The sequence below is a fragment of the Tenacibaculum sp. 190130A14a genome (assembly GCF_964048965.1).
Lineage (GTDB): Bacteria > Bacteroidota > Bacteroidia > Flavobacteriales > Flavobacteriaceae > Polaribacter > Polaribacter polynesiense.
Genome location: NZ_OZ040189.1, coordinates 1755404 through 1780557, shown reverse-complemented (window position 1 = coordinate 1780557; position 25154 = coordinate 1755404). Strand labels below are relative to the sequence as shown.

Below are 25154 nucleotides of genomic sequence, written 5' to 3'. Positions count from 1 at the left end.
AAAAAAGCCTACATCAGTAGGGTTTTATAAACTCCAAAAAAACAGGTTTAGGACTAACCGATTGATCAAGGATCCGCAAAAAAAACGGCATGCTTTACTAACCGAGACTCATCCTTTATAATTATATAACGTTGAGTTTATCAAACAATGTACTAATGTAGGCAGTATATTTAAATTTTTATTTTAAAGAACTTATATGTGTTGAGCTAACTTTTGTGTTAGTTCATTTATTTTTTTTAGCGCCTTTTCAGTTTCTATAGAGCTCGCTAACTTTTCTATCTCTACTCTTGAAGCAAATTGTAAAGCACACATAGCTAATACATCCTGCTTATCAGAAACTGCATAATTTTCTTCAAATTTAGCAATTAATTCATTAATATTCTTTGCTGCTCTTCTCATCCCCTCCTCTTCTTCAACATTATTCACACTTAAAGGGTAATTTCTTCCAGCTATTACAACATTAACTTTTAATTTTGCCATGTAAAGAACTTTTTAAACGTTCAAGAGTGCAATACATTTATCTATCTCTCGAACTAAAGCGTTTATTTTGAGTTTTGTTTCTCTTGTATTTTCGTTACTGCCTTCTATAGTTTTGGCTACTTTAAGCAAATTGTATTCTCCTTCCTTTGCTTTAAGCTCCATGTCCTTTTCTTCTAACAAATAGTGTAACTTTGTATTTTGTTGAAGTAAAACTTCATTTTCCTCCTTTAAAAATTCATAGTTAGCTAAAAGTTTTTCTAATCTATCTTCCAGTAAATGAATTGCTTCTAAAGTGTTACCCATCTATTTTTCAGACTAAAACTATATTCACAAAGTTATTAATCTATAACTAGATAGCAAAATTTTTAATGCTTTTTCCTATGTAACTGGTTATAAACCATCTAAGTTTTTGGCATAATTTTTACTATTTTTGTTAAAAACCATTGCAAATTGAAATATTTCTTAACCTTTTTAACTTTTTTTCTTTTTAAAATTGGGGTCGCTCAAAAGCAATATCCTCAAAACTATTTTAATGCTCCTCTAAAAATCCCAATAATACTCTCGGGTACTTTTGGAGAACTTAGAAGTAATCATTTTCATTCGGGAGTAGATATTAAAACATTAGGTAAAGAAGGGATTCCTATTTTTGCACCTGCTGATGGTTATGTGTACAGAATAAAAGTTGCTCAATATGGTTTTGGTAAAGCTCTTTATTTAAATCATCCTAACGGATATACCACAGTATACGCCCATCTGAGAAGATTTTCTCCAAAAATTCAAACATACGTTAGGAATATTCAATACAAAAAAGAAAAGTATGCAACCGGAAATCTTTTCCCTAAACCAGAACGTTTTCCTGTTAAAAAAGGAGATATTATTGGGTATACTGGTGATACAGGAAGTTCTGGGGGACCACATTTGCATTATGAAATAAGAGATACTAAAACAGAACATATCATTAATCCAATGCTATTTGGCTTATTGCCTGTAGATACAAAAGCCCCAACTGTAAGAAAATTGGTAGTGTACCCTCTATCTGAAGATGCAAGAATAAACAACTCTTCCATTAAAACAACCTTAGAACTCCGTAATAAAGGAAATAACCAATACATTACCAATAAAATTCAGGCAAGTGGGACTATTGGTTTTGGTGTTCAAGTTTTTGATAGATTAGACGGAGCTTTAAACAAAAATGGTATTTATAGTCTCGAAATGAAATTGAACGGTACTCGTGTTTATTATCACGATCTAGAAACATTTTCATTTGCCGAAAGCAAATACATCAACTTATTAATTGATTACAAACATTATAATAAATACAGGAATAGACTTCAAAAAACACATAAAGTTGAAGAAAACAGATTAAGTATTTATGAAGATTTAATAAACAATGGAAAAATACATGTTGAAGATAGATATACCTATCAAGTAGAAATTATTGCTAAAGATTTTAAAGGGAACATGGCTTCCATAAACATTCCTGTTCAAGGGGTAAAAAGCAATACTCTTTTTACTCAAAAGGATACTACAGCATATAAAATTAATGCTAAGGAGTTTCATAAGTTTGAACAAAACAATGTTACTATAGCATTTCCTAAAAATACTTTTTACAAAGATTCTTTTATCGATTTTATTGTAAAAAATGATACTGCTAAAATTCATGAACCTATTATTCCCTTAGATAAGCGTTATACCTTAACCTTTTTCACTCAACATTTAACGGAAAAAGAAAAACAGCAAGTGTATATAGCCAACATTACTAAAAATCGTTCGAGATATACTTCGACCAAGAAAAAATTAGATAAAATATATACAACTACTAAATTACTAGGAACGTATTCACTAAAGTATGATTCAATACCACCAACGGCAACTTTATATAATTTTAAAAACAAACAGTGGATTTCTCAACTAAAAAAACTCAAAATAAAAATTAAAGATAAAGGGTCTGGTATAAAAAATTATCGCGCTACCATTGATAACGACTGGGTTTTAATGGAATACAATCATAAAAAAGGAATTTTATCTTACGATTTTAGTGATAAAAAGTTGGTTGGAAGCAAACATCTTTTTAAACTTGTAGTTTCTGATAATGTTGGAAATACCAAAACAATTTCTGCAACGTTCTTTAGAAAGTAAAAATCTTTACAGATACTATTAAAACCCTACATGAAGAAACTACTTTTATTATTATTGTTCCCTCTTGCCATTTTTGCACAAAAAACGGCGACGGTAAAAGGAAAGATCATCAATAAATACAATTCACCTATAGACGGTGTTGCTATTTCTTACCTAGATAAAGGAACTACAACAGATGCAAACGGTTATTATGAATTTACTATTCCCGTGAGAAAAACGGTTACCGTTACTTTTACGCATGTTTCTTATAAAAGTGTAACAAAGAAATTTACTGCTAGGGGTAGTAGAACTTTTAACTTCTCTCCTACTTTAAATTTTAAAACACAGGAATTAGAAGAAGTTGTTCTTAAAAATCAAAAAAAGGAAGCTCAAGGTATTACGAAAATTGATGTTAAAAAGGTAAATACCCTTGTCGGGGCCAATGCTGGAGTTGAAAATGTATTAATGACATTACCAGGCGTAAGTAATAATAATGAATTGAGTACTCAATATAATGTTCGAGGGGGTAATTTTGACGAAAATTTGGTGTATGTAAACGGTATTGAAATCTACCGTCCTTTTTTAATTAGATCTGGTCAACAGGAAGGGTTGAGTTTTATCAATCCTCATATGATTCAGAATATTAATTTTTCTGCTGGTGGTTTTCAAGCTAAATATGGTGACAGACTATCTTCCGTCTTAGATATTACTTATAGAAAACCTACAGATTTTCAAGGACAAGTTGATTTGAGTTTATTAGGTGGTAGTTTTACTATTGAAGATACATTTGCTAACAATAAATTAAGTGCCATTTTAGGTGTACGCTATCGAGACAATAGTCTTTTTGTGAATAGCAAACAAACAGAAGTAAATTTTAGACCTCAGTTTACCGATGTTCAAACTTTTTTAAGTTATGAATTCAATGATAAGTTCACTTTAAACTTTTTAGGTAACTTTTCATTAAACGATTATAATTACAAACCTTTAACAAGACGAACTCGTTTTGGTGGATTAGCGAATCCTTTAGAATTAATCGTTTTTTATCAAGGTCAAGAACAAGATCAGTTCCAAACACTATTTGGCGCTTTTTCTGCAGATTATAAAGTAAATAACAAACTAAAACTTACGGCTACTGTTTCTTCTTTTAACACACAAGAAGAGGAATATTTTGATATAGCAGCAGCATATGCGCTAGGTCAAGTTAACGGTAATATTGGCTCAGAAAACTTTGGTGATGTGTTGTTTTCACAAGGAATTGGATCTCAAATAAATCACGCCCGAAATGATTTAGATGCTTTAATTAGTAATGTTCAGTTAAGAGCAACACTTAAAGACGGTAATACTGAATGGAATGCTGGTATTAAATATCAAAAAGAAAATATCAAAGATCGTATTAGAGAATGGGAGGTTATTGATTCTTTAGGTTTTTCTGTACGCCCTCCTCATCATAATATTACAAACAATCAACCATACGAACCGTTTACAGGACCAATAGAACCATATCAAAATATCCGTACTGAAAACGAAGTAGATATCAATCGCTTTACAGGATTTGTTCAATTTAGTAGAAAAACAATGCTAAATGATCATCAACTATGGTATAATATTGGTGTTCGTTCTCATCATTGGAGCGTTAAAACAGGTAATCAAGCTTCTCAAAATCATACTACCTTCAGTCCAAGAGCACAGATTGCCATAAAACCAGATTGGGATAAGGATATGTTGTTTAGACTATCCGGAGGTTGGTATTCTCAACCACCTTTTTATAAGGAATTACGTGATTTTAATGGAGAAATTCATCCCGAGGTTAAAGCTCAAAAGTCAATTCATATTGTAGCAGGAAATGATTACAGTTTCACTTTATGGAATCGTCCATTTAAATTAACCACCGAAGCCTATTATAAAAATTTATCTGATGTAAATGCCTATTCTATTGACAATGTTCGTATACGTTATAGAGCCGACAATGTAACCGATGCTTATGCATATGGTCTAGACGTAAGGTTAAATGGTGAATTTGTTCCTGGAAATGAGAGTTGGATTAGTTTCGGTTATTTAAAAACGGAAGAGAACATTAATGATCGTGGTTATATTGCTAGACCTACAGATCAACGTTTAAAGTTTGGTTTATTATTTCAAGATTATGTTCCGAACCTACCTGATTTAAAAGCTTATTTGAATATTGTATATAACACTGGACTTCCAGGAGGAGCTCCTGCCTATGCTGATGTATACGAATTTCAAAATAGATTGAATGATTACAAACGTGCTGATTTAGGTATTTCCTATGTTTTTGTTGATAATAATAAACAAATCAAACATGGTTTTTTATCTAACTTCAAAGAGCTTACTTTAGGATTAGAATTGTTTAATATGTTCGACATTCGTAACTCTATTACCAATACTTGGGTACGTGATGCTTATAGTAAACGTCAGTATGGTATACCAAACTTTATGACAGGAAGAGTATTAAATTTTAAAGTTGGAATGAAGTTTTAATTAGCCTATTCAATGATTCTTTGAAGTATAGAAGCTTTTCAAATTAATCTATGGTTCTTATTATAACCACATACTTTTTTGCATAATGAAGCGTATACTGAAAATATTACTAATTGCTTTAATTTTTACTAGCTGTTCTAGTCATAAAAAAGAATGGAACGACTATGAATCTGATATTTTAAAAATTAAAAGAGTTAATGAGAATGTATTTCAGCATACTTCCTATTTATCTACCAAAACTTTAGGTAAAGTTCCTAGCAATGGAATGATATATTTCAATCAAAATGAAGCTATCGTTTTCGATACCCCAATAGATGAAAAAGCCTCAGAAGCATTGCTTAACTGGATTGGAGAAAAGCAAGTAAAAGCTTTAGTTGTTACACATTTTCGCGTTGATTGTTTGGGTGGTCTTAACGCATTTCATTCAAAAGGAATAAAATCATACGCTTCTAACAAGACTATTCAATTAGCTAAGAAAAATAATAAACAGCCCCTTCCCCAACATAGTTTTGATAAAGAATATAAATTTATCATTGGAAATCAAGAAGTATATGCTAAATACTTTGGTGAAGGACATACCAAAGACAATGTTATTGGATATGTCCCTTCAGAAAATACTTTGTTTGGTGGTTGTTTAGTTAAGCAGGTAAATGCTCCTAAGGGTAATTTAGCAGATGCCAATATTATTGAATGGTCTTCAACGGTAACTAAAATTAAAAGAGAATACCCTTATTTGAAAACAGTTATTCCTGGACATGGCAAAAGTGGTGGCATAGAACTTTTAAACTATACCATTGACTTATTTGAGCCGAAACAACAACCGATTCTTTTCTTCCTTCACAACCGTTTTCTAGAGGAGCATAATTTAAACGACGTACACCCACAGTATGGTAAAACACAATACAAAAAGATACTTAACACCTTCCAAAAAAACGGACTTAAAGTAATTAGCGAGCAAAGAAAAGGAAACGTAAATGCACGTGAATATGCTTTAAATGTTGTACATCAAATTGATAGTTTGATTACGACTGGTATTCCTGCTAATAACATTACTGTTGTGGGGACATCAAAAGGAGGATATATTGCTCAGTATGTTTCTACTATTGCCAACAATTCGGATTTAAATTTTGTCTTTATAGCTAGTTTTCGAAACAGTGACATTCAAAATATTCCTGAAATTAATTTCTGTGGAAATATTCTAAATATCTATGAAAAGTCTGATCCTTATGGTGTCTCTGCTCTGTCTCGAAAACAACATTCAACATGTCAAATTAAACACTTCAAAGAAATTGAATTGAACACTGGAATGAATCACGGTTTTTTGTTTAAACCTTTAAAAGAATGGATCAATCCAACCATAGCTTGGGCCAAAGGAAACTATCTTTTAGAAACTACCGATGTATCATTTCCTTCAACTGTTAAGGTTCCAACAAAAATTCCAATTCCGTTCAAACCAGAATTAACACCAACAAATAAAATTATTCATAAAGGAATCTTTAGTCCAGATTACAAAGCATACTATTACACCATCTCTGATAAAACCTTTGATAATTTTGATGTTTATATGATACAAAATATCAACGGAACATGGTCTAAGCCCCAAAAAGCTTTCTTCAATAGCGAGTATAACGATCATGGTATGAGCTTTTCTCCTGATGGAAATACCATATACTTCAGTTCTACTAGGCCCATAAAATTGCATGGAGTTTCTCCTACCTGGCACCTCTGGAAGTGTCAAAAAACAAAGGGAGTTTGGAGTAAACCTGTTTTTATCGACATTCCCAATTTGAGAGATAAATTAGTTTCTCACCCAGTTATTACAAATTCCGGGAACCTATATTTTCATGCAAGTAATTTAGACTACAGCGATATGTATCTTTACATGTCTAAATCGAACAAAACATCATTTAATAATGCAGAGAAAATTGATTTTCCATCTATAAACAAAATTCAAAAGTGTACGCCTTATGTAGCTCCAGATGAATCTTATATTATTTTTGCTACCATTGAAGAACATTTGAATTTGATGATTAGTTTCAAAGATAAACAAGGGAAATGGATGACGGCAAAAAAGTTGGACGCTCAAATAAATGATTATAATCAAGGAAATCCATATGTAACACCAAATAACAAATTCTTATTTTTTACTACTGAAGGAACTACTTCTCATAAAGAATGGACTGTAAAATGGGTACATTTTGAGAATGAATTAAAAAAGCACTAACACATGAAATCTACAGATCACCCTATCGTTATAGAGGAAAATTTTAATGTTTCTATCGACAAATTGTAGAGTGCCATCACCGATTTAAAACCAAATGAAACAGAAGAGACTCTTTATATGATCAAAGAAGAGCAACTATTAAAATAAAAAATACTCAACAAACCATACACATAAATCATTGTGCAATATTTGACAAATGACCCGTAACGAATTCAAAAAACATATCGAAAAAACTCTTTCAGAACTAAAACTTTATGCTGAATTACATTCGGGAAAAGAATTACCAAACGACTTTGAATTTGAATGGCATTTAGCTGAGAAAACAAAGGCAACTGGAAGAGATAATGTAACTGAACTGATTACTAAAAAAGTTTATCTCGGAGAAAACAAAATTTACCCTTGTGTTGACTTAATAGTTGAAAAAGTAACAAACAAAAATCGGATTTTAATAAGTGGACGAATTGCTGGTTATGAACCGAGAGCATTTGGAAAAGGTTGGAGTAATAGACCTGGACCTTTTATTTATGGAATTGGAAGCGGAATATCAACTGATAAAGTGCATTGTAATTCTAAAAAATTTAAAAATATGCTTTATGAAAAAGGATTATTGCATTATAAAACTGAATAAAACACTACTTACCACAAGGGATAACCGCAATTATGGCAGGTTCAACTAAGTCCGAACCCATTCGTAATTGCTAACACTAGTACAATAACAGAAAATAATAACTAACTTACTCCGTAACTGATCTTACACAAATACGTTAACAATTATTTGATTCATGAATCGCATTTTTACTAAACTCTTATTCCTTTCATTTATAATTATAGGATGTAACTCAGCTAAAAGAAATAAACTCCAAGAAACGCTTATTTATATTACTCCAAAAAACGAAGTAGTTTGCATCGAAATAAAAGATTCCTCTTTTGTACTTAATTGGATATTTTTTGGAAAAAAAAAGAGCAGTCAAATTAACTATTTTGGAATAATACAGTTTAATGGAGTAACCATAAAAAATGAATTAAAAATCAACAAAATCGTTAAGAACTCAATTAAAACTAGCAACGGAAAAACCATCAAAACGCCAATTGACCAATGGCCAGAATTAGAGTATAACAATAAAACTAAACAAATAACCTTTTATAATGACACATTAAATCTTAACTCCCAATATTCTATAATTAAAACTAAGGACATTATAGATTCACATGATAATTGGAACGGCAATTTGATACAACTAAATGATTTACGATAAATACAATTGCTAACAATCTAAATGAAATCATGGCTGCCTATCGGTAGGCTTAACTTCACATACTAAACGTTGACGATAATTTGACAAACATGAAAAACACTGATAAACCTGTAATTGTAAAACAATCATTTAATGTTTCCATAAACGAACTATGGAAAGCAATCACCGATTTAAACCAAATGAAACAATGGTTCTTTGAGAATATTGAAACTTTTGAACCAAAGGTTGGTTTTAAAACTAAATTTACTGTTCAAAACGAAGATAGAGTATTTCCTCACTTATGGGAAATAACAGAAGTACTACCCTTAAAGAGGGTCAGGTATAACTGGAAATATGAAGGATACGAAGGTGATTCTTTTGTAACTTTTGAAGTATTTGAAACTGAAAAGGGTTCTCAATTAGTCTTAACACACAAAATAACAGAAAGCTTCACCACAAATATTGAAGAGTTTAAAAGAGAAAGTTGTGTTGGAGGTTGGAATTGGTTTATTAAAGAGCGTTTAGCATCGTTCTTAAAATAAGATATACTTTATTTAATTTTAGTTTTTTGATGAACATTACCCTATCATGAAAGAAAAATTACATTCATATTTAAATAGATATGCTACTTTCAGTGAAAATGAAATAGATTTAATTTATGAGAACTTAGAAGTAAAAACATTTCTAAAAAAGGAATTTTTGTTAAAAGAAAATTCAAGGTGTACTTATAAATACTTTATTCTAAAAGGAGTAGTCCGTTCATTTTATAATACTCCTAGTGGAAAAGAGAAAATCACTCAATTTGCTATTGATAATTGGTGGGTCACCAATATGGAAAGTTTTGTTTCTGAAAGTCCTTCCAAACAAGCAATTCAAGCTATAGAAAATACCGATGTATTGTGCTTATCTAAAAAAGCTTTAGAAAAGCTCTACATAAAACTACCAAAATTAGAACGTGTTTTTCGCATTATTGCAGAAAATATGCTCATAGCAGTTCAAAGAAAAAATGATGTCTTTCTTCAAATGAAAAGTAGAGAACGTTATTTTGATTTTATAACAAAGCTTCCCAATTTTGCACAAAGAGTGCCACAATACATGCTTGCTTCATATCTTGAAATATCCCCAGAATACCTTAGTGAAATTAGAAAAAACACCTAATTCATTTTCTTAAGATATCTTAAGTTTTACTTACTTTCTCTCTTATAATTTTGTGATTATAAAACTAAATTATGGAACGAATTACCTATGCAGACATTCCTAAAGGAATGTTTGAAAACTTAAGAATTATTGAAAAAACAATATTACAATCTACTTTAACCAAACAATTAATTGAACTCGTAAAATTGAGAACCTCTCAAATCAATGGTTGTGCTTATTGTGTTGACATGCATCATAAAGAGCTAAAGCATTTAGGAGAAACCGATTTGAGATTATCTTCTCTTTGTGTATGGAAAGACACTCCCTATTTTTCTGAAAAGGAAAGGGTTATACTTAAATTTACAGAAACGCTAACTAAACTATCTTCTGCTCGTATTGAAGAGCAACTAATTCATCAGTTATCCTCATACTTGACTAATGAAGAAATTTGCTATTTAAGCTTAGCAATTTCGCAAAGTAATACCTGGAATCGCTTAATGAAAGTATTTAATTTCACTCCTGGAAACTATAAAATTAATCAGTTTAATCTAGATTAATTGAACTAACAATCCAATTCTTTAATTACCACAAAGGAATGTTTGATCTATTTTTTTATCAAAACATTCCTTTACATTTTGTAAATTACCTCCAAAATAATTTGCTAAATTCTTGAATTATGAAAAGAAAACGTTTCTTCGATCTTTTCTAATAACTCAAATAAGAAGTGCACAAACCCCGATGAATCTAAACAAACTAACCAAATGAAGAAATCTCAATTTCTTGGCTTACGCACTACCATTTATAAAGTAGGAAATATTGCCAAGGCAACAGAATGGTATACTAAAGCATTTGAAATCCAACCCTATTTTAACCAACCTTTTTATGTAGGTTTTAATATTGGAGGCTATGAACTAGGATTACAACCAGAAGAACAGCCTAATATTAACAAAACAGAAAGTGTAATTACTTATTGGGGCGTTAATGATATTCTGAAATCTTATGACAGACTCATTGAATTAGGTGCAACAGCACATGAAAAACCTTTTAATGTTGGTGGAGAAATTATGACTGGAACGGTTAAAGATCCATTCGGTAATATTATAGGTTTAATTTATAACCCTCTTTTTAAACTTAAAGAATAGCACAATCTTCTTTACCAAAAAAATCAATTCAATGGACCACATCAACCGTATTATTAAAAAAGCTCAAGATGATTTGTTTCCTCAATTGGAAGCAAAAATCCGTGCCGAATTAGCTACTAAAGATAAAGATTGGCTTATCGAGCAAATCATTTTTCTTACTTGCGAAAGACATAGTTTACATGAGCAAAACCATCGCTTTAACAATTTACGAGAGAGAATAAATAGGATTCGTAAAACTGATTATACTACACATTTTTTTAACACTTTTATTCAGCATTACCAACATGTAACAAGAGAACAACTCGAAAGTGAAAATTACTTGATTAACCCATCGCATATGGGACTTGAAATAATTACACCTAACCAAAGAACACCAAAAGGAAACATACTTTTAGAAAAAGCTAGAGATCTACTTTACGTTTGCTTATACGGTGACAACACTATGAATATTGATTTGGAAAGGGGGAAAGAGGAAATTTTAACTATTATACTTCCAGAAAGTAAATCTGATACTTTCTTTTTTTTAAAAGCCGTTACTGAAATAGATGTAAAGGGCACTTGGTTAGACCCTGAAGGTATTTCAAATGATGAGCAGGCTAAAAACCATAAATTACAAGTTGAATTTAGTACTGATGAAGAAGGTCTCATTAATAATGCTATAATTGTAGCTTTAAAACTTATAAACTTCCTTCATGTAAATGAACAAATCTTATATACTTATCTTGAAAAAATAGATCGTAGTTCCCTCGTATCGAACTAAACAAAAATTTCTTTTTTCTTAGGTAAATAAGACAACCTTTCATTCAGACGAAATTCTTATTATCCAACATAAAATTGATGTTGTTTATTTGCTTTTTTATTAATTTTCAAAAAGTTGGGGTAACATTTTTCATTACTGTACACAGTATAATAAATGTCCCTACGCATTTTTAAAATTACATTAAAAATAAAAATGTCAAATTATGAAGAAAAAATTATTACTTCTCGCTTCATTGATTTCAATGAACTTAATTGCACAAAACATTCCTTGTGATTTTTCTTGGAATAGTGCACCAACAACGAACGGAACAAAAGATTTTGTTACGGAAGCAAAATCACAACCTTATCAGGGGCCTTGTCTTTCTTTTGCTTTTAATGCGGCTATTGAGACGACTTATGGAATTGAAAATAATGTATCTGGTAACAGTTTATTCTCTTTATCTGAAGCTTATTTAGATTATAAAGTTTGGAGTGCTACTAATTACCTTTCTATTCTAAACTCAACCTTTAAAATTCCTTTAACCACATCCAATTCTGCTATTAATTCGTTTGCTCCAATATCTTGTCCTGTTAATAATCCAGATCCTTCTGGTTGTAGCATCCCAAGATCACAGGTATTGGCATATATCAATCATTCAAGTGGTCAAAAATCTTATAATATCTCTTTAAACATTGATGTTACTCCTCCTGTTTGGCAAGTTACCGATGGGGGAGCATTAGGAAACTATGTGACCGTTGGAAACGCGTATCAATTAGATAATAATGCTCTTAACACAGATGAAGACATAAAACAAAAGATATTAGACGATGGACCTATTGTATTAAAGGTTTCAGGAAGTCAAAGTGGAATTCATAATGCCACAAAGTTTAGAAACTATACTATTCCTGCTGGAGGTCTTTCATACCATGCATTTACCATTATTGGATGGACAAATGACAATCGTTGGGTAATTAAAGATAGTTGGCCAGGAATGGCTACTATAGGTACTACAAAGCCCAATATTGATATTAAGAGTTTACTAAATAGCGGTAGTGTTGAGCTTTACCAGGTATCTAATATTTCATATAACGGTAGTTCGCCTGCAAGTAACCCTATTAGTTTAGCTGTTAGTGATTGTCAGCCTATTGTAAATTTACAGTTATCTTCGATTAATCTTGAAATTGACCATGTATATATCGGTGGATATTTGTATCATAAATTTTGGGTATCTAGCAATACTTCTGTAGACAATTGGGTATGGGGAATTGGATATCCTAATGGGGCAAGAAAACGTTCGCAAATAAACGGTTCTACAACAAGTTCTATATTAATGACTCCAACAACAAGTGGTAATGTTACCATATATGTAAGAGCTTCAAAGAATGGTCAAACTGTTACCAAAGAAAGAAATATTTATCTAAGCAACGGTCAATCAACCGGAGGTGGCGGTAATGGTGGCGGAGAAGGATGGTAATCCTAAAATCTTAAGCCCATAAACCTGTTACAGGTTTTTAAACCATTGATTTTATTTTAAATTCTCTAAGATAAAATCAATGGTTTTATTTTCATTCTTATTTTCTGCATAAGAATCTGTTATAAACCTTGAAGGTACCGCATAATTATTTTTCATCAGATACTCAATATCTTCAGCAAAATCTAATGACACTTTACCCGTTAATAATACACTCAAATCTTTTCCCGATTTGTAATAGTTATAAATCTTTTTGAGTCCTGTCAAATACAAATAATCTTTTGTAAAACCGCCTCCTCTGTAGGCTCTCACCGTTTTGTAAAAAGCATCTTCTCTTTCCAAATCATAAGTATTATGTAATAGTCTGAATGTTTTAGAAAAGGAATATCCTTTTGCTAAAGCATCTACCGCTATTACTCTATAAGCTAATTCTTTAAGTCTTTTCAATGTTAAATTACCAGACATATATTCGCTAAACACAGCCAATCCTTCCTGAGTTTCAACATTGTTTGGAAAACCGTGTGAAAATATTTTTAATGGATGCTCTAATCCGTTCATGGTAGTAACCATATGCACTCCTATTTCATGGTTTGTAAGAATGGACATTTCATTTTCAGAAAAAGTATGATTACCGCTAATTACTAAAGTTTTAATACTATTTAAAACCATAGCAATAGCACTCATTTTTGTTGATTTTTTTATATGAAAATCAAATTCATAGTTTTTACCATATTCTTTAAATATTTCAACAGCCTGATCTGGTGAAAATTTAGGTTTAAATACATCAGAATCTTTATCCTTATCTTCAAAATGTAAGATAAACTTAGCATTTTCTACATCTTCTTCAGTAGGTGTTCCAAAAGAACGTAAACTATTATAATAGAACTTTTTCCCTTCACCTATTGTTTCTATACATTGAATTAAACCAGAATAGAAGTAAACAATTTCTTCATACAAATTACGAATTCTTTCATCACTAATCTTCTCTAATTCAAGTGTAAAAAATTCTCTATGTAATTTAAACTTATCAAAATCTCTTTTAGGATATTCAAATACTGGATCTGTTAAATACTTCGAAGTAAAAAACAACTCCTTTTGCTCTTCTATATTAGTTGGATTAACATAATTTAATAGCTCTATCTTTTTAACAAGCGTATCAATATATGTATCTATTTTGAACAGTTCCTGTGTAGCAACATTCATATCATTCATCATAATTCAATTTGAAAAAGTGGCTGCAAAGTTACAATTTAAAGCTTTGGTAAAAAGTTTCAGCGTGTTTTTTTAATTCAATTCTTAAATACTTTTCTACAGCAGAAACTACTTCCGGGTAGTTTACTTGGTTCATTTCATCACAATATACTTTTGCTATTTCTGTAGCCAAAACCAAAGTATTACTGAAATTTTTAGTTATATATTTTAGAAAATACCCATTTCCTTGAAAAGTATCATTGATTTTAGAGGTAGATTGTATCCCATTAGGTAATGGCATAAGTTCTAAGGTCTTCCTCCAAGATTCTATAGTATCTGCATACTTGGTATTATCTACATTCGCAATTCCCAAATTCCACACGGGCACTTCTCGTTCCCATCGTTGCCAATTGTAAGAATGTATATCATATACCACACAGCATCCAAATTTCTCCTCTATTTTTGTAATTAAGGCATGAACAACTTTATAAAAATCAGCATGTTTTTGAAGACTTCTTTCCTTCATTTCTTCTGAAAGTGGTTTGTGCCATAATTGTTTTCCCCAAGCATCTTCATATATCGCTGTTTCTGGTGCCCTATTAAGATCATATTCAAATCGAGAATCTAAACCCGCTATGACAATAGGATGAGAGATGACCATGTTTTTAGTTTCTGGATCTTCTTCATACCAACGTTCATATTCGGTATGTTTACAATTAGTCCAAAGTTCTTTTCTAAATTGATGCCCATCATGCACAGCACCACATACATAAGGAACATAATTATCAATTTTTAAAATAAAAGAATACTCTTCGCTTACTGCTTCGAAAAATTCTTCTTTATGAATCTTCTCAATGATATCATCAATAGATAATTTCAGCATTTAACTCAATATTTTTTGTAAAACTCCAAATACTTTCCTTTCCATTGCATCTACCGTACCATCAGCAAAAAAGACTTCTTTAATATCTCTAATTAAATCATCTTTCTCATTCTCTGAATACTTATTCTCTTTTAAATATAGTTTTATCTTTTCTAAATTAGTATGGTCACTTTCTGCAACAATCTCTGTATGCATTTTGTTGTAAGTAACTTCATCTACTTTAGCTAAAATGTAGTTTCTCTCTTCTTCTGTTTCTATATAGTTACAATGTGCTGCGAATAACAGTACATATATTTCAAATTCTCTCTTTGTCCAATCTAACTCCATTATTTCTCTATTGGTAATTCTAACTTGCTTGCCCATTCTGTCCATGAGCCATCATAAACTTTATATTTCTTATACCCTGATACATCAGCTCCCAAAGCTAAAATACATGCTGTAATTCCAGAACCGCATGTAAAAATCATCTCTTGATTTTTAGGATTTCTATTCGCATACAGCTTCTTTAACTCTTCTAACGTTTTCATTTTACCTTCTTCTTGCAAAACAGCATATGGTAAACTTTTAGAATTCGGAATATGTCCTCCTCTTAAACCTTCTCTTGGTTCTGGAGTAGTTGCTTCAAATCTTCCTATTGATCGAGCATCGAGGATACAAACATCTTCATCTAACGATTTCAGAACTTCTATTGAAGTTGCGAATACCTCTTTATTATAACTTGCTGTAAAATTACCCTCTTGTATCTTTGACTCTTGAGCTAATTCAACTTTATAAGATAAACGCTTCCACTCATTTAATCCACCATTTAACACAGCTACATTTTCAAATCCAAATAATTTAAAAAGCCACCAAACTCTTGGTGAAGAATACACTCCTAAGGTATCATATACTACAACACAACTGTCATTATTAACTCCAAGCTTCCTAACTTCTTTTTGAAAATGTTCTTTTATAGGCACTGTATTTGGGAATACTCCTTCCCTATCACAAAACACATTCTTTAAATCAAAAAAAACAGCTTGAGGTATTTGCTCTTTTATAGTATCGTTACTACTCCTTGCTCCTACTTTTTGAATAGTTGCATCTAACACAATGATATTTTCATTATTCAAGTTATTGTACAACCAATCTACATTAACTAAAGAAGAAGGTACTTTAAGCTTCATTTACTGTTCTCTTTAAATCTGTCATTCTTCTGAAAGCTGCATTTTTTTCTAACACTTTACTTTCTAAGAAATCGATTACTTTTTCTTGAAGTTTCAATTTGGAAACCTTATTGATATAGGTTATTCCTCCTGGGCTCATTACATTCACCTCGACTAACTTTCCTCCAATTACATCAATTCCTACAAACAGCAATCCATCTTTAACCAATTTAGGCCCTATTTTTTCGCAAAGAACCTTTTCTGCTTTTGTCAACTTATGCTTCTCCACTCTTCCTCCAGCAGTAACGTTTGAACGATGATCTTTTTCACCTGGAATTCGTTTCATTGCGCCAATTGGAACACCATTTAGTAATAAAATACGAACATCTCCTTTTTCTGCTCCTTCAATATATTCTTGAAGAATTACATAATCTGAAGACCCATCACTTTTACTAATGTAAAAATCTAACAACGAATTAATATTACCCATTGCCGATTTTTCTATTAAGATTACTCCAGAACCACCATAACCATTAAGTGGTTTTAAAATCATTTTATCAGATGATGACTCTGCAATCGTTTTTATCAAATAATCTTTATTCTTAGATACATGTGTTACTGGAATAATTTCATTATTAGGATCTTCAAAAACCGCAGTGTACAGTTTATTATTAGCTTCTCTCATTCCTTGAACAGAATTAATGATAAACACATCATCTTTTACAGAATCAAGGAAATTCAGCATTAAAGGATCTAATGGTGGATTCGCACGCATAAAAATAGCATCAAATCCTGCTAATGGTAACATCTCTTCCCTTGTAGTTGCTTTTTTATAATACGATTTTATACTTGATGGTACTTTCTCCATTCTATTAATAATCGTACAAAACGCATTCGTTATACTGTTACGTATTGTCAAATTAGATGGTGTACAAATTGCTACTCCATGCCCTCTTTTTGCACACTCATGAATAAGTGCTAATGTAGTATCATTCTCTGGGTCAATCTCTTCCCAAGGATACATTAAAAAACAAATGTTCATATAATTAAACTGGTATTAGTTTAGTTTGATTAATAAAATAAACACCAATATAGCTATGTACATTGGTGTTTATAAAAATAGTTTTTTTTTTAATATATAAAAGTGAAATTTTACTTTACTTCATCATAATGATCATCCCAGTTTTTAGGCTTTGGATCTCCTAATTTCCCAACTGATTTAGCTACTAATGCAGATACCGTTGCATCACCTGTTACATTGATTACTGTTCTACACATATCTAACGGTCTATCTACCGCAAAAATAAGCGCTAAACCAATAGCTAATTTATCTCCTGGAAAACCTACTGCTTCTAATACAATCACTAACATTACCATACCAGCCCCTGGAACTGCAGCAGAACCTATTGATGCCAATAGTGCTGTTAATATAATCGTTAACTGATCTGCAAAACTTAAGTCAAAACTTAAAGCTTGAGCAATGAATACTGCCGCTACTGCTTGATATAAACTAGTACCATCCATATTAATAGTTGCTCCCACAGGAAGTACAAAACTCGATACTTCTTTATCTACTCCTACATGCTCTTCTACACGCTCCATAGTAACAGGTAAGGTTGCTGCACTACTACTTGTTGAAAATGCTAATAACTGCGCTGGACTTATTTGCTGTAAAAACCATAATGGATTCTTTTTCGTAAACACACTTACTAAAATCATATAGAACACAACCATTATTAATAAACCACCAACAACAGTAAACGCATATTTTAATAGTGCTAATAATAAATCTGGGTCATTTGATGATACTACTACACTTGCTAATAAAGCAAATACGGCATAAGGAGCAAATAACATAATTAAATCTACCATTTTCAATACCACCTCGTTTAGAGAATCAAAAAAGTCCTTTAATGGCTTAGCTTTTTTTTCTCCAATTAGTAACATGGAAATCCCTAAAATTATGGTAAAGAAAATTACTTGCAACATAGCTTTGTTATTACTCATTGCTTTCATAGCATTCTCAGGCACCATATCGACTAAAAACTGTAAAGGTCCGCTTGCTTTTTGTTTTGATGCTTCTGCAATTTTCGCCTGAACACCACCACTATTAGCATAAGTCTCCGTTAATCTGGTAATCGTTTCTTCAGATATTCCATTTCCTGGCTTTACAATATTAACTAGTAACAATCCTATCGTAATTGCCATCACTGTAGTACCCACATAAATCACAATGGTTCGTAATCCAATATTTTTAAACTTTGAAATGTCCTTTAAATCAGAAATTCCTTTTACCAAAGATGCTATAATTAATGGAACCGCTATTAATTTTAGTAGTTTAACAAAAATTGTCCCTAACGGTTTTATCCAATCTCCTACAAAATCTGCTCCACCATCAACTGCAGTCATTGCCAATCCAAATAATATACCTAGAACCATTCCTATAAGAATCTTCCAGTGTAATGCCATTTTTTTCATGTAATAGTTTATTTTAAAAGCTGAAAGGTAAAAATAATTATTGAAACAAATGTGACTTTAAATTCGTAACTTGTGTCTCAATTACTGAAAACGAATTACTAATCTTAAAAAAGAACAAATGGAAGGAATTTTAGACCTATTAAACAGCGACTTAGGAAAAACTATAATCTCAGGAGTAGCAGGATCTACAGGGCAAGACACTAATAAAACTGGAAGTGTATTAACTATGGCTTTACCAGTTTTAATGAAAGCGATGCAACGTAATGCAGCTACACCGCAAGGTGCTGAAGGTTTAATGGGTGCTTTATCTAACAAACATGATGGAAGTATTTTAGATAATCTTGGAGATTTATTTCAAGGTGGAGTAAATGCGGATGTTTTACAAGATGGAAGCAAAATTTTAGGTCATGTTTTGGGTAATAAACAACAAGGTGTTGAGGCAGTTATTGGTCAAAAAGCAGGAATTGATGCTGGATCAGTTGCTAATATTTTAAAAACCGCAGCTCCAATTTTAATGGGGGTTTTAGGTAAGCAAACACGTCAAAGTAATGTAAATAACTCTGGTGACTTAACTGGACTACTTGGAGGTTTATTAGGAGGTAACTCTGCTCAGAAAGAACAAAGCTTCCTTGAGCAAATCTTAGATGCTGATGGAGATGGTAGTGTTGTAGATGATGTAGCAGGAATGGTATTAGGTGGAGCTAGCAATCAAAAATCAGGTGGATTATTAGGAGGATTACTTGGTGGACTTTTTGGTAAGAAATAAACTTAATTAAAATACATTCTTAAAAGGGTAAACATTTGTTGTTTGCCCTTTTTCTTTTAGTTATTTTTGCACCATGGAAAAATTAAAACAACGTTGGGGGCTAAAAACTACTTGGGATGTCATTGCAGTACTACTGGTTTTTTCAATTAACGGGTCTTTTGCCGCTAAAATAGGAGGTCCTGTTTTATCATTTTTTAATATCACTTCAGATAATACACATTGGTTTTTATATGGTCTTTATCGTTTCCTATTGATTTTTCCTATTTATCAAACTACCTTACCAATAGTAGGTTGGTTATTTGGAAAGTTTGATTTCTTCTGGGAATTTGAAAAGAAGTTTTTAAGTCGCTTAGGACTTGGGTTTTTATTTAAAAAATAAAACCTTTTGACCTATCACTAGATCAAAAGGTTTCAGCATTCAAACTATTAATTAATAAATTCTATTAATGAACTTTATTTTTTAAAAGATGGGGAAACTTTCTTTTGAATTTGTTTAGTCTCGGTATTGAGACATTCCTTACATAAGAATTATAAGGATGTAACTTTTCATAGTTTTGGTGATACTCTTCAGCTCTATGAAACCTAGTAAAACTGGTAACTTCAGTCACTATTTTACCTTTATAAATTTCTTTATTTAATTTCTCAATGGTATTCTCAATGATTTTTTTCTCCTTCTCGTTTTGATAAAAAGCAATAGAACGATATTGTGTTCCATAATCTGGATGTTGCCCGTTTTTTGTTGTTGGATTATGAGATCCAAAAAAAACATCTACTAAGGTTTGAAAACTCACTATTTTAGGATCGTAATATACTGCTACCGTTTCTGCATGTCCAGTTCTTCCAGTTCCTATAGTTTGATACGTAGGTCTTTTTGTATGTCCTCCAGCATAACCAGAAACAGCCTCTTCTACTCCATTTACACTTTCAAAAATGGCCTCTACACACCAAAAACATCCACTTGCAAAATATGCTACTTTAGTTTCAATATTCTTAGGTAATACCTTCTCTTTATCATGCTCTCCTACTGTTTTAAAACTATAAAACACTAAACTTAAAGTAAGTACTGCTAAAATGTATTTTTTCATTCTTTTATAATGTTTATGACTCATTGGTCGTTAAAAAAAACAACTACATACAATTGTTTACAACTTTATGTTTTCCTTAAGAAAATTGTTTGTGTGTTGCTGTTGGGTTTTCTATTTTTGTTCAAGTAAACAAAAGTAATTAATGGAACATTTTATAGTATCGGCACGTAAATATAGACCTCAAAATTTTGAGGATGTTGTAGGGCAACAAGCCATTACAAATACGTTAGAAAATGCTATAAAAAACAATCATTTAGCACAAGCTTTATTGTTTACAGGACCAAGAGGTGTTGGTAAAACTTCGTGTGCTAGAATCTTAGCAAAACGAATAAACCAAGAAAGTTCAACCACAGAAGATGAAGATTTTGCTTTTAATATTTTCGAATTAGATGCAGCTTCGAATAACTCTGTTGATGATATTCGTAATTTAACAGATCAGGTAAGAATTCCTCCTCAAACTGGAAAATACAAGGTATACATTATTGATGAGGTGCACATGCTTTCACAAGCAGCCTTTAATGCTTTTTTAAAGACGCTTGAAGAGCCACCTGCACATGCTATTTTTATCTTAGCCACCACTGAAAAACACAAGATAATTCCAACGATTTTATCTCGTTGTCAAATTTTTGATTTTAAACGAATTGGTGTATTAGATGCTAAAGAGTATTTAAAAACGATTTGCGCAAAAGAAAATATTACTGCCGATGATGATGCGCTTCATATTATTGCTCAAAAAGCAGATGGAGCTATGCGTGATGCCCTATCTATTTTTGATAGAGTGGTGAGTTTTTCTGGTAATAATCTAACTCGTGAGGCAGTTACTCAAAACTTGAACGTTTTAGATTATGATGTATATTTTAATATGACTGATTTGTTATTATCTAACAAAATTCCGGAAGTATTAATGGCTTTTAATGAAGTTCTTTCTAAAGGTTTTGAAGGACATCACTTTATTAGCGGACTGGCATCTCATTTTAGAGATTTATTGGTTGCTAAAGATAGTGCAACCATTCAGCTCTTAGAAGTTGGTGATAATACTAAGAAAAAATATTTAGAACAGGCTAATAAGGCTAGTATGCAGTTTTTATTACCTGCCATTGATAAAGCTAATGACTGTGATTTAAAATACAGAAGTAGTAAAAATCAGCGTTTACTGGTAGAACTTACTTTAATGCAAATTGCCTCTATCACTTTTGATGGAGCAAAAAAAAAATCTAGCAACTACATAATTCCTGCTACATTTTTTACTTCTTTATCTCCTAAAATTTCAAAAGTAAAGAAAGAAGTAAAACCTACTCCTTCTCCCGTTCAACAACGACCTGTTGAAAAGAAAGTTATTCCTCAGGAAGAGGTTAAAATAAAGAAACCTAGATTAGAAGGAGTTCGTAGACGTTCATCTTCTCTTACGTTAAAAAGTGTTCATGAGAAGCGTGAAGAAAAAAGTTCTGATTTAGAAGAAAACTTCGATAATCATCCTAAAACACCTTTTACGGAAGAGCAATTAAAGGATGCTTGGAAAAAATATTATTTTAAGCTTTATAATGGTGGTGAACGAAGTGTAGCTTCTGTAATTACTGCAGGAGAACCAAAACTATCAAACAACTTCGAAATACTCTTTTCGTTACCTAATAGTTTAATGTCTAATCAGCTTGAAAAAGCTAAACCAAAGTTATTAAAACATTTACGTGAAACGTTAAACAACTATGGTATTAGTATTAAAGTGGTCGTAAATGAAAAAGTCGAAAAGAAATTTGCATATACTCCACACGAAAAATATCAAAAGCTTAAAGAGAAGAATCCTCTTTTAGAAACACTTAAAAACACCTTTGGATTAGATGTCTAGTTCTTTTCCTAGATAAACAATTGTATTATTTTCCTGAATATCTTCTGCTTTTACATTGGTAACTACTTCAAAGTTCTCTCCCATTTTCACAAATAATGGAATTGACTTTAACTCATCATTAATTACTTTTAACTTATTAAGGTAATCTTCAGAAGAGCTTACTACTAACTCATTCATGTTAGGATAATCTCTAGCACTGTCATTTAAATTAATATAATCATCTTTACAACTTAATAGCATTCCATTCATCTGATTATCTTCCAATTTAGCCTCATTTGAAGTTGCAATTCTAAAGGTTCCTTGTTCTCCATATAATTCAGAAAATTGATTTATTGCAAATTCATTTACCGCATCACTACCTGTCATTGCTATTAAATATCCAACATCATTCAATTCTACATTTTCATCTAAACTATCGTGAAAAATGTCAACATCAAATGCTTCTATTCCATTATCTCTTGCTTCATTGATATAACTCTTATTTCTATCTAACAACACCACTCTTCGATCATTATCTATTAGGTATTTAGCAATCAAGCGAGATGCTTCAGAAGCTCCAATGATAACAATTGCTTTCGATTCTTTTAAGAAAACCCCAACTAACTTTGCAAACAATCTTGCCGTTGTTGCATTTAATAAAACTGTTCCTAACACAATCATAAATACTAAAGGAGTAATATACTCGGCTCCTTCTACTCCTTGCTGCATTAATTTTGTTCCGAATAGAGACGCAATACCAGCTGCTACAATACCTCTAGGACCAACCCAACTTATAAATAACTTTTCATTCAATTTTAGTTTAGAATTATAGGTACTTAGAAATACTCCTAATGGTCGGATAATTAATACAACTGATGCAAATAACAATAGAGCTTCCCAATTGAATACTAATTTTAATTCGCTAATATTCATGTTGGCAGCTAATAAAATGAATAAGATCGAAATCAATAAAACTGATAATGATTCTTTAAAATAAAGTAGTTCATCAAAACTATGAATTTTACTGTTTGCAATGACCATACCCATAACTACTACAGAAAGTAATCCTGATTCATGAGCGAACAAATCCGATAGTACAAAAACTAATAATACCGATGATAATGCTACTACATTTAATAAATAGTGAGGAACCAATTTTCGGTTTACAACAAATATAAGAGCGTGTGCAAAAGTAAATCCGAAGGTAAACCCAAACAATAAAATCTTTCCAAACTCTAATAAAGCTGTCTTAGTAAATCCGCTTCCTCCTCCTACACTAATAAACTCAAACATTAATACCGCTACTAAAGCTCCAATAGGATCAATTAGTATTCCTTCCCATTTTAATACTGCTGCTACATCTTTCTTTAAAGGAATATTTCTTAAAATAGGAGATATTACGGTAGGTCCAGTAACAATAATCAATGCTGAAAATAGCATAGAAATTTCCCACCCTAAATTGAAAATATAATGCGCAAATATGGCCGAAATCACAAAAGTCACGGCAGACCCTAAAGTTATTAACTTAGTTATAACGGGACCTACATTTGATATTTCACTTTTCCTCAGAGTTAACCCTCCTTCAAAAAGGATAATACTTATAGCTAACGAAACAAAGTAAAACAGACCATTACCAGGAAACAATCCTTTGGTTCCATTCCAAACAGGCTCAATCCATTTACTTCCATCTTCATTAAAAAATTCAGCCGCAATCGGACCAACAAAAAGGCCTATTAATATTAATGGTAAAATTGCTGGTATTTTGAATTTCCATGCTACCCATTGTGCTAAAATTCCTAGAATGATAATTCCTGCTAATTCAATCATATATTGTCAAGTTCAGTGTTCTTAATAGTTATTTTTTCGTATGCGATAATAAAACTCTATCTTCGGCGGCTTAAAATACAAATTTTGACGAAAAAAATTCTTATTGGTATTGCTTTTTCTCCAAATTTAAAAGCCAACTTATTTGAAGCAATTCGATTAGCTGATATGCTCAACGCTCAACTTGTTGGAGTTCATGTTGGTAAGAAAACTCCAGAGAAAGAAGCAAAACTAAAACAATTACTAGATATTGTTCCAGAAACAAATTCTTATACCACTATTTGGCAAGAAGGAAACCCTGTAAATGTTATACTAAACACTATTCATAAACATCAAATTGATTTATTGATACTAGGAGCTTTACAAAGAGAAAATTTATATAAGTATTATGTAGGGTCAATTGCCAGAAAACTAACTAGAAAAGCTCCATGTTCTGTTTTATTGATGATAAAACCTTCTGTAAAAAGAATTCCTTGTAAACATATTGTTGTGAATGGTCTAAAAGACGACAAAACACAAGATACTATAAAAACAGCTTTTGATGTTTCTCATAGTTTGGGATGTAAAAGAATAACCATCGTTGAAGAAACTAGTCAGTCTGAATTAAATGTTAGGGTTAACGATGATAAAACTCTAGAAGAAAGTACGAAAATAAAAGAGCAGATAAAAAAACGTGAAAATTTACGCGTTCGTTCAATTTTAGAAGAAATCAACACCAAAGATATTACTGTAAAAACACAAAACATCTTTGGTAAAAGAGGATATTCTATTGGACATTATGCAAAAGTAAAACGTGCCGATTTACTTGTTATGAATGCTCCAACAAAAACAGGGATATTTGATAGAATTTTCCCTCAGGACTTAGAATACATTTTATCAGAATTACCAACCGATGTTTTAATAGTGAAGTAACTT

General features: G+C 31.4%; 24 protein-coding genes, 1 other RNA gene and 1 pseudogene. 15 read left to right on the top strand and 11 right to left on the bottom strand.

Features of this window, described 5'->3' with window-relative positions; all coding sequences use genetic code 11:
* Positions 1-28: 28 nt before the first annotated feature.
* From ssrS to ABNT22_RS08585, 3 genes are all read right to left on the bottom strand, one after another.
* A non-coding RNA gene (gene ssrS, locus ABNT22_RS08595) (6S RNA) lies at positions 29-137 on the bottom strand.
* A gap of 55 nt (positions 138-192) precedes the next feature.
* Positions 193-480, bottom strand: a complete 288-nt coding sequence (locus ABNT22_RS08590; protein ID WP_348717564.1) for a cell division protein ZapA — start codon at positions 478-480, stop codon at positions 193-195.
* 12 nt (positions 481-492) lie between these two features.
* Entirely contained in the window at positions 493-783 is a 291-nt protein-coding gene (locus ABNT22_RS08585; RefSeq protein ID WP_348717566.1) for a hypothetical protein, read from the bottom strand.
* Between the two features lie 147 nt (positions 784-930).
* On the opposite strand from ABNT22_RS08585, the gene ABNT22_RS08580 reads away from it, so the two are divergent.
* The 11 genes and pseudogenes from ABNT22_RS08580 (at position 931) to ABNT22_RS08530 (ending at position 13048) form a co-directional block, all read left to right on the top strand.
* Positions 931-2619, top strand: coding sequence for a M23 family metallopeptidase (locus ABNT22_RS08580; protein WP_348717568.1), 1689 nt, complete (start codon positions 931-933; stop codon positions 2617-2619).
* Between the two features lie 30 nt (positions 2620-2649).
* Positions 2650-5097 carry a TonB-dependent receptor gene (locus ABNT22_RS08575; RefSeq protein ID WP_348717570.1) on the top strand — a complete coding sequence of 816 codons (2448 nt, stop codon included), beginning with the start codon at positions 2650-2652 and terminating at the stop codon, positions 5095-5097.
* 85 nt (positions 5098-5182) lie between these two features.
* Positions 5183-5905: pseudogene (bla, locus tag ABNT22_RS08570) on the top strand (subclass B1 metallo-beta-lactamase); the annotation flags it as partial.
* A gap of 1612 nt (positions 5906-7517) precedes the next feature.
* Entirely contained in the window at positions 7518-7949 is a 432-nt protein-coding gene (locus ABNT22_RS08565) for a hypothetical protein (protein ID WP_348717572.1), read from the top strand.
* A gap of 154 nt (positions 7950-8103) precedes the next feature.
* The gene (locus ABNT22_RS08560; protein WP_348717574.1) at positions 8104-8577 is read left to right on the top strand and encodes a hypothetical protein; all 474 of its coding nucleotides are present in this window, start codon (positions 8104-8106) and stop codon (positions 8575-8577) included.
* A gap of 89 nt (positions 8578-8666) precedes the next feature.
* Positions 8667-9098 (top strand): SRPBCC domain-containing protein, encoded by a 432-nt coding sequence (locus tag ABNT22_RS08555; RefSeq protein WP_348717576.1) that lies wholly within the window; start codon positions 8667-8669, stop codon positions 9096-9098.
* A gap of 46 nt (positions 9099-9144) precedes the next feature.
* A complete protein-coding gene (locus ABNT22_RS08550; protein WP_348717577.1) occupies positions 9145-9714 on the top strand; it encodes a Crp/Fnr family transcriptional regulator in 570 nt (189 codons plus the stop codon).
* Between the two features lie 71 nt (positions 9715-9785).
* The gene (locus ABNT22_RS08545; protein WP_348717578.1) at positions 9786-10250 is read left to right on the top strand and encodes a carboxymuconolactone decarboxylase family protein; all 465 of its coding nucleotides are present in this window, start codon (positions 9786-9788) and stop codon (positions 10248-10250) included.
* Between the two features lie 204 nt (positions 10251-10454).
* Positions 10455-10835: a VOC family protein gene (locus tag ABNT22_RS08540; protein ID WP_348717580.1), complete on the top strand. Its 381-nt coding sequence runs from the start codon at positions 10455-10457 to the stop codon at positions 10833-10835.
* Between the two features lie 31 nt (positions 10836-10866).
* Positions 10867-11595, top strand: coding sequence for a hypothetical protein (locus ABNT22_RS08535; protein WP_348717582.1), 729 nt, complete (start codon positions 10867-10869; stop codon positions 11593-11595).
* A gap of 202 nt (positions 11596-11797) precedes the next feature.
* Positions 11798-13048 (top strand): hypothetical protein, encoded by a 1251-nt coding sequence (locus ABNT22_RS08530; protein ID WP_348717584.1) that lies wholly within the window; start codon positions 11798-11800, stop codon positions 13046-13048.
* A gap of 51 nt (positions 13049-13099) precedes the next feature.
* Here the strand turns inward: ABNT22_RS08530 and ABNT22_RS08525 are convergent, their stop codons facing one another.
* The 6 genes from ABNT22_RS08525 to ABNT22_RS08500 all read right to left on the bottom strand — a co-directional run bounded on the left by ABNT22_RS08525 (position 13100) and on the right by ABNT22_RS08500 (position 18742).
* Complete coding sequence (locus ABNT22_RS08525; RefSeq protein WP_412766893.1) at positions 13100-14257, bottom strand: flavohemoglobin expression-modulating QEGLA motif protein; 1158 nt, start codon at positions 14255-14257, stop codon at positions 13100-13102.
* Positions 14258-14288: 31 nt separating this feature from the next.
* Positions 14289-15119: an N-formylglutamate amidohydrolase gene (locus tag ABNT22_RS08520; protein ID WP_348717588.1), complete on the bottom strand. Its 831-nt coding sequence runs from the start codon at positions 15117-15119 to the stop codon at positions 14289-14291.
* The gene (locus ABNT22_RS08515) at positions 15120-15482 is read right to left on the bottom strand and encodes a hypothetical protein (RefSeq protein ID WP_348727292.1); all 363 of its coding nucleotides are present in this window, start codon (positions 15480-15482) and stop codon (positions 15120-15122) included.
* Complete coding sequence (locus tag ABNT22_RS08510) at positions 15446-16285, bottom strand: sulfurtransferase (protein ID WP_348717591.1); 840 nt, start codon at positions 16283-16285, stop codon at positions 15446-15448. The genes ABNT22_RS08515 and ABNT22_RS08510 overlap by 37 nt, the downstream gene beginning before the upstream one ends.
* Positions 16275-17306, bottom strand: a complete 1032-nt coding sequence (gene gshB, locus ABNT22_RS08505) for a glutathione synthase (protein WP_348717592.1) — start codon at positions 17304-17306, stop codon at positions 16275-16277. The genes ABNT22_RS08510 and gshB overlap by 11 nt, the downstream gene beginning before the upstream one ends.
* Before the next feature lie 110 nt (positions 17307-17416).
* Positions 17417-18742, bottom strand: coding sequence for a dicarboxylate/amino acid:cation symporter (locus tag ABNT22_RS08500; protein WP_348717593.1), 1326 nt, complete (start codon positions 18740-18742; stop codon positions 17417-17419).
* Positions 18743-18860: 118 nt separating this feature from the next.
* On the opposite strand from ABNT22_RS08500, the gene ABNT22_RS08495 reads away from it, so the two are divergent.
* Entirely contained in the window at positions 18861-19508 is a 648-nt protein-coding gene (locus tag ABNT22_RS08495) for a DUF937 domain-containing protein (protein ID WP_348717594.1), read from the top strand.
* Between the two features lie 73 nt (positions 19509-19581).
* Positions 19582-19887, top strand: coding sequence for a DUF6787 family protein (locus ABNT22_RS08490; protein WP_348717595.1), 306 nt, complete (start codon positions 19582-19584; stop codon positions 19885-19887).
* A gap of 64 nt (positions 19888-19951) precedes the next feature.
* Here the strand turns inward: ABNT22_RS08490 and msrA are convergent, their stop codons facing one another.
* Positions 19952-20593, bottom strand: coding sequence for a peptide-methionine (S)-S-oxide reductase MsrA (gene msrA / locus ABNT22_RS08485; protein WP_348717596.1), 642 nt, complete (start codon positions 20591-20593; stop codon positions 19952-19954).
* A gap of 142 nt (positions 20594-20735) precedes the next feature.
* Here msrA and dnaX point away from each other — a divergent pair, with 142 nt between their 5' ends.
* The gene (dnaX, locus tag ABNT22_RS08480; protein ID WP_348717597.1) at positions 20736-22436 is read left to right on the top strand and encodes a DNA polymerase III subunit gamma/tau; all 1701 of its coding nucleotides are present in this window, start codon (positions 20736-20738) and stop codon (positions 22434-22436) included.
* Here the strand turns inward: dnaX and ABNT22_RS08475 are convergent.
* Positions 22425-24242, bottom strand: a complete 1818-nt coding sequence (locus tag ABNT22_RS08475) for a sodium:proton antiporter (protein WP_348717598.1) — start codon at positions 24240-24242, stop codon at positions 22425-22427. The genes dnaX and ABNT22_RS08475 overlap by 12 nt on opposite strands.
* 84 nt (positions 24243-24326) lie before the next feature.
* Between ABNT22_RS08475 and ABNT22_RS08470 the strand changes: the two genes are divergently transcribed.
* The gene (locus ABNT22_RS08470) at positions 24327-25151 is read left to right on the top strand and encodes a universal stress protein (protein ID WP_348717599.1); all 825 of its coding nucleotides are present in this window, start codon (positions 24327-24329) and stop codon (positions 25149-25151) included.
* Positions 25152-25154 lie beyond the last annotated feature (3 nt).

Bases quoted from the DNA above. Each gene is read 5' to 3' on its own strand.
- ABNT22_RS08520 (WP_348717588.1), bottom strand. From the start codon at position 15,119: ATGCTGAAATTATCTATTGATGATATCATTGAGAAGATTCATAAAGAA.
- ABNT22_RS08510 (WP_348717591.1), bottom strand. From the start codon at position 16,285: ATGAAGCTTAAAGTACCTTCTTCTTTAGTTAATGTAGATTGGTTGTAC.
- ABNT22_RS08500 (WP_348717593.1), bottom strand. From the start codon at position 18,742: ATGAAAAAAATGGCATTACACTGGAAGATTCTTATAGGAATGGTTCTA.
- ABNT22_RS08550 (WP_348717577.1), top strand. From the start codon at position 9,145: ATGAAAGAAAAATTACATTCATATTTAAATAGATATGCTACTTTCAGT.
- ABNT22_RS08575 (WP_348717570.1), top strand. From the start codon at position 2,650: ATGAAGAAACTACTTTTATTATTATTGTTCCCTCTTGCCATTTTTGCA.
- ABNT22_RS08495 (WP_348717594.1), top strand. From the start codon at position 18,861: ATGGAAGGAATTTTAGACCTATTAAACAGCGACTTAGGAAAAACTATA.
- gshB (WP_348717592.1), bottom strand. From the start codon at position 17,306: ATGAACATTTGTTTTTTAATGTATCCTTGGGAAGAGATTGACCCAGAG.
- dnaX (WP_348717597.1), top strand. From the start codon at position 20,736: ATGGAACATTTTATAGTATCGGCACGTAAATATAGACCTCAAAATTTT.
- ABNT22_RS08515 (WP_348727292.1), bottom strand. From the start codon at position 15,482: ATGGGCAAGCAAGTTAGAATTACCAATAGAGAAATAATGGAGTTAGAT.
- ABNT22_RS08475 (WP_348717598.1), bottom strand. From the start codon at position 24,242: ATGATTGAATTAGCAGGAATTATCATTCTAGGAATTTTAGCACAATGG.
- ABNT22_RS08560 (WP_348717574.1), top strand. From the start codon at position 8,104: ATGAATCGCATTTTTACTAAACTCTTATTCCTTTCATTTATAATTATA.
- ABNT22_RS08540 (WP_348717580.1), top strand. From the start codon at position 10,455: ATGAAGAAATCTCAATTTCTTGGCTTACGCACTACCATTTATAAAGTA.
- ABNT22_RS08555 (WP_348717576.1), top strand. From the start codon at position 8,667: ATGAAAAACACTGATAAACCTGTAATTGTAAAACAATCATTTAATGTT.
- msrA (WP_348717596.1), bottom strand. From the start codon at position 20,593: ATGAAAAAATACATTTTAGCAGTACTTACTTTAAGTTTAGTGTTTTAT.
- ABNT22_RS08590 (WP_348717564.1), bottom strand. From the start codon at position 480: ATGGCAAAATTAAAAGTTAATGTTGTAATAGCTGGAAGAAATTACCCT.
- ABNT22_RS08585 (WP_348717566.1), bottom strand. From the start codon at position 783: ATGGGTAACACTTTAGAAGCAATTCATTTACTGGAAGATAGATTAGAA.
- ABNT22_RS08565 (WP_348717572.1), top strand. From the start codon at position 7,518: ATGACCCGTAACGAATTCAAAAAACATATCGAAAAAACTCTTTCAGAA.
- ABNT22_RS08545 (WP_348717578.1), top strand. From the start codon at position 9,786: ATGGAACGAATTACCTATGCAGACATTCCTAAAGGAATGTTTGAAAAC.
- ABNT22_RS08530 (WP_348717584.1), top strand. From the start codon at position 11,798: ATGAAGAAAAAATTATTACTTCTCGCTTCATTGATTTCAATGAACTTA.
- ABNT22_RS08490 (WP_348717595.1), top strand. From the start codon at position 19,582: ATGGAAAAATTAAAACAACGTTGGGGGCTAAAAACTACTTGGGATGTC.
- ABNT22_RS08525 (WP_412766893.1), bottom strand. From the start codon at position 14,257: ATGAATGATATGAATGTTGCTACACAGGAACTGTTCAAAATAGATACA.
- ABNT22_RS08535 (WP_348717582.1), top strand. From the start codon at position 10,867: ATGGACCACATCAACCGTATTATTAAAAAAGCTCAAGATGATTTGTTT.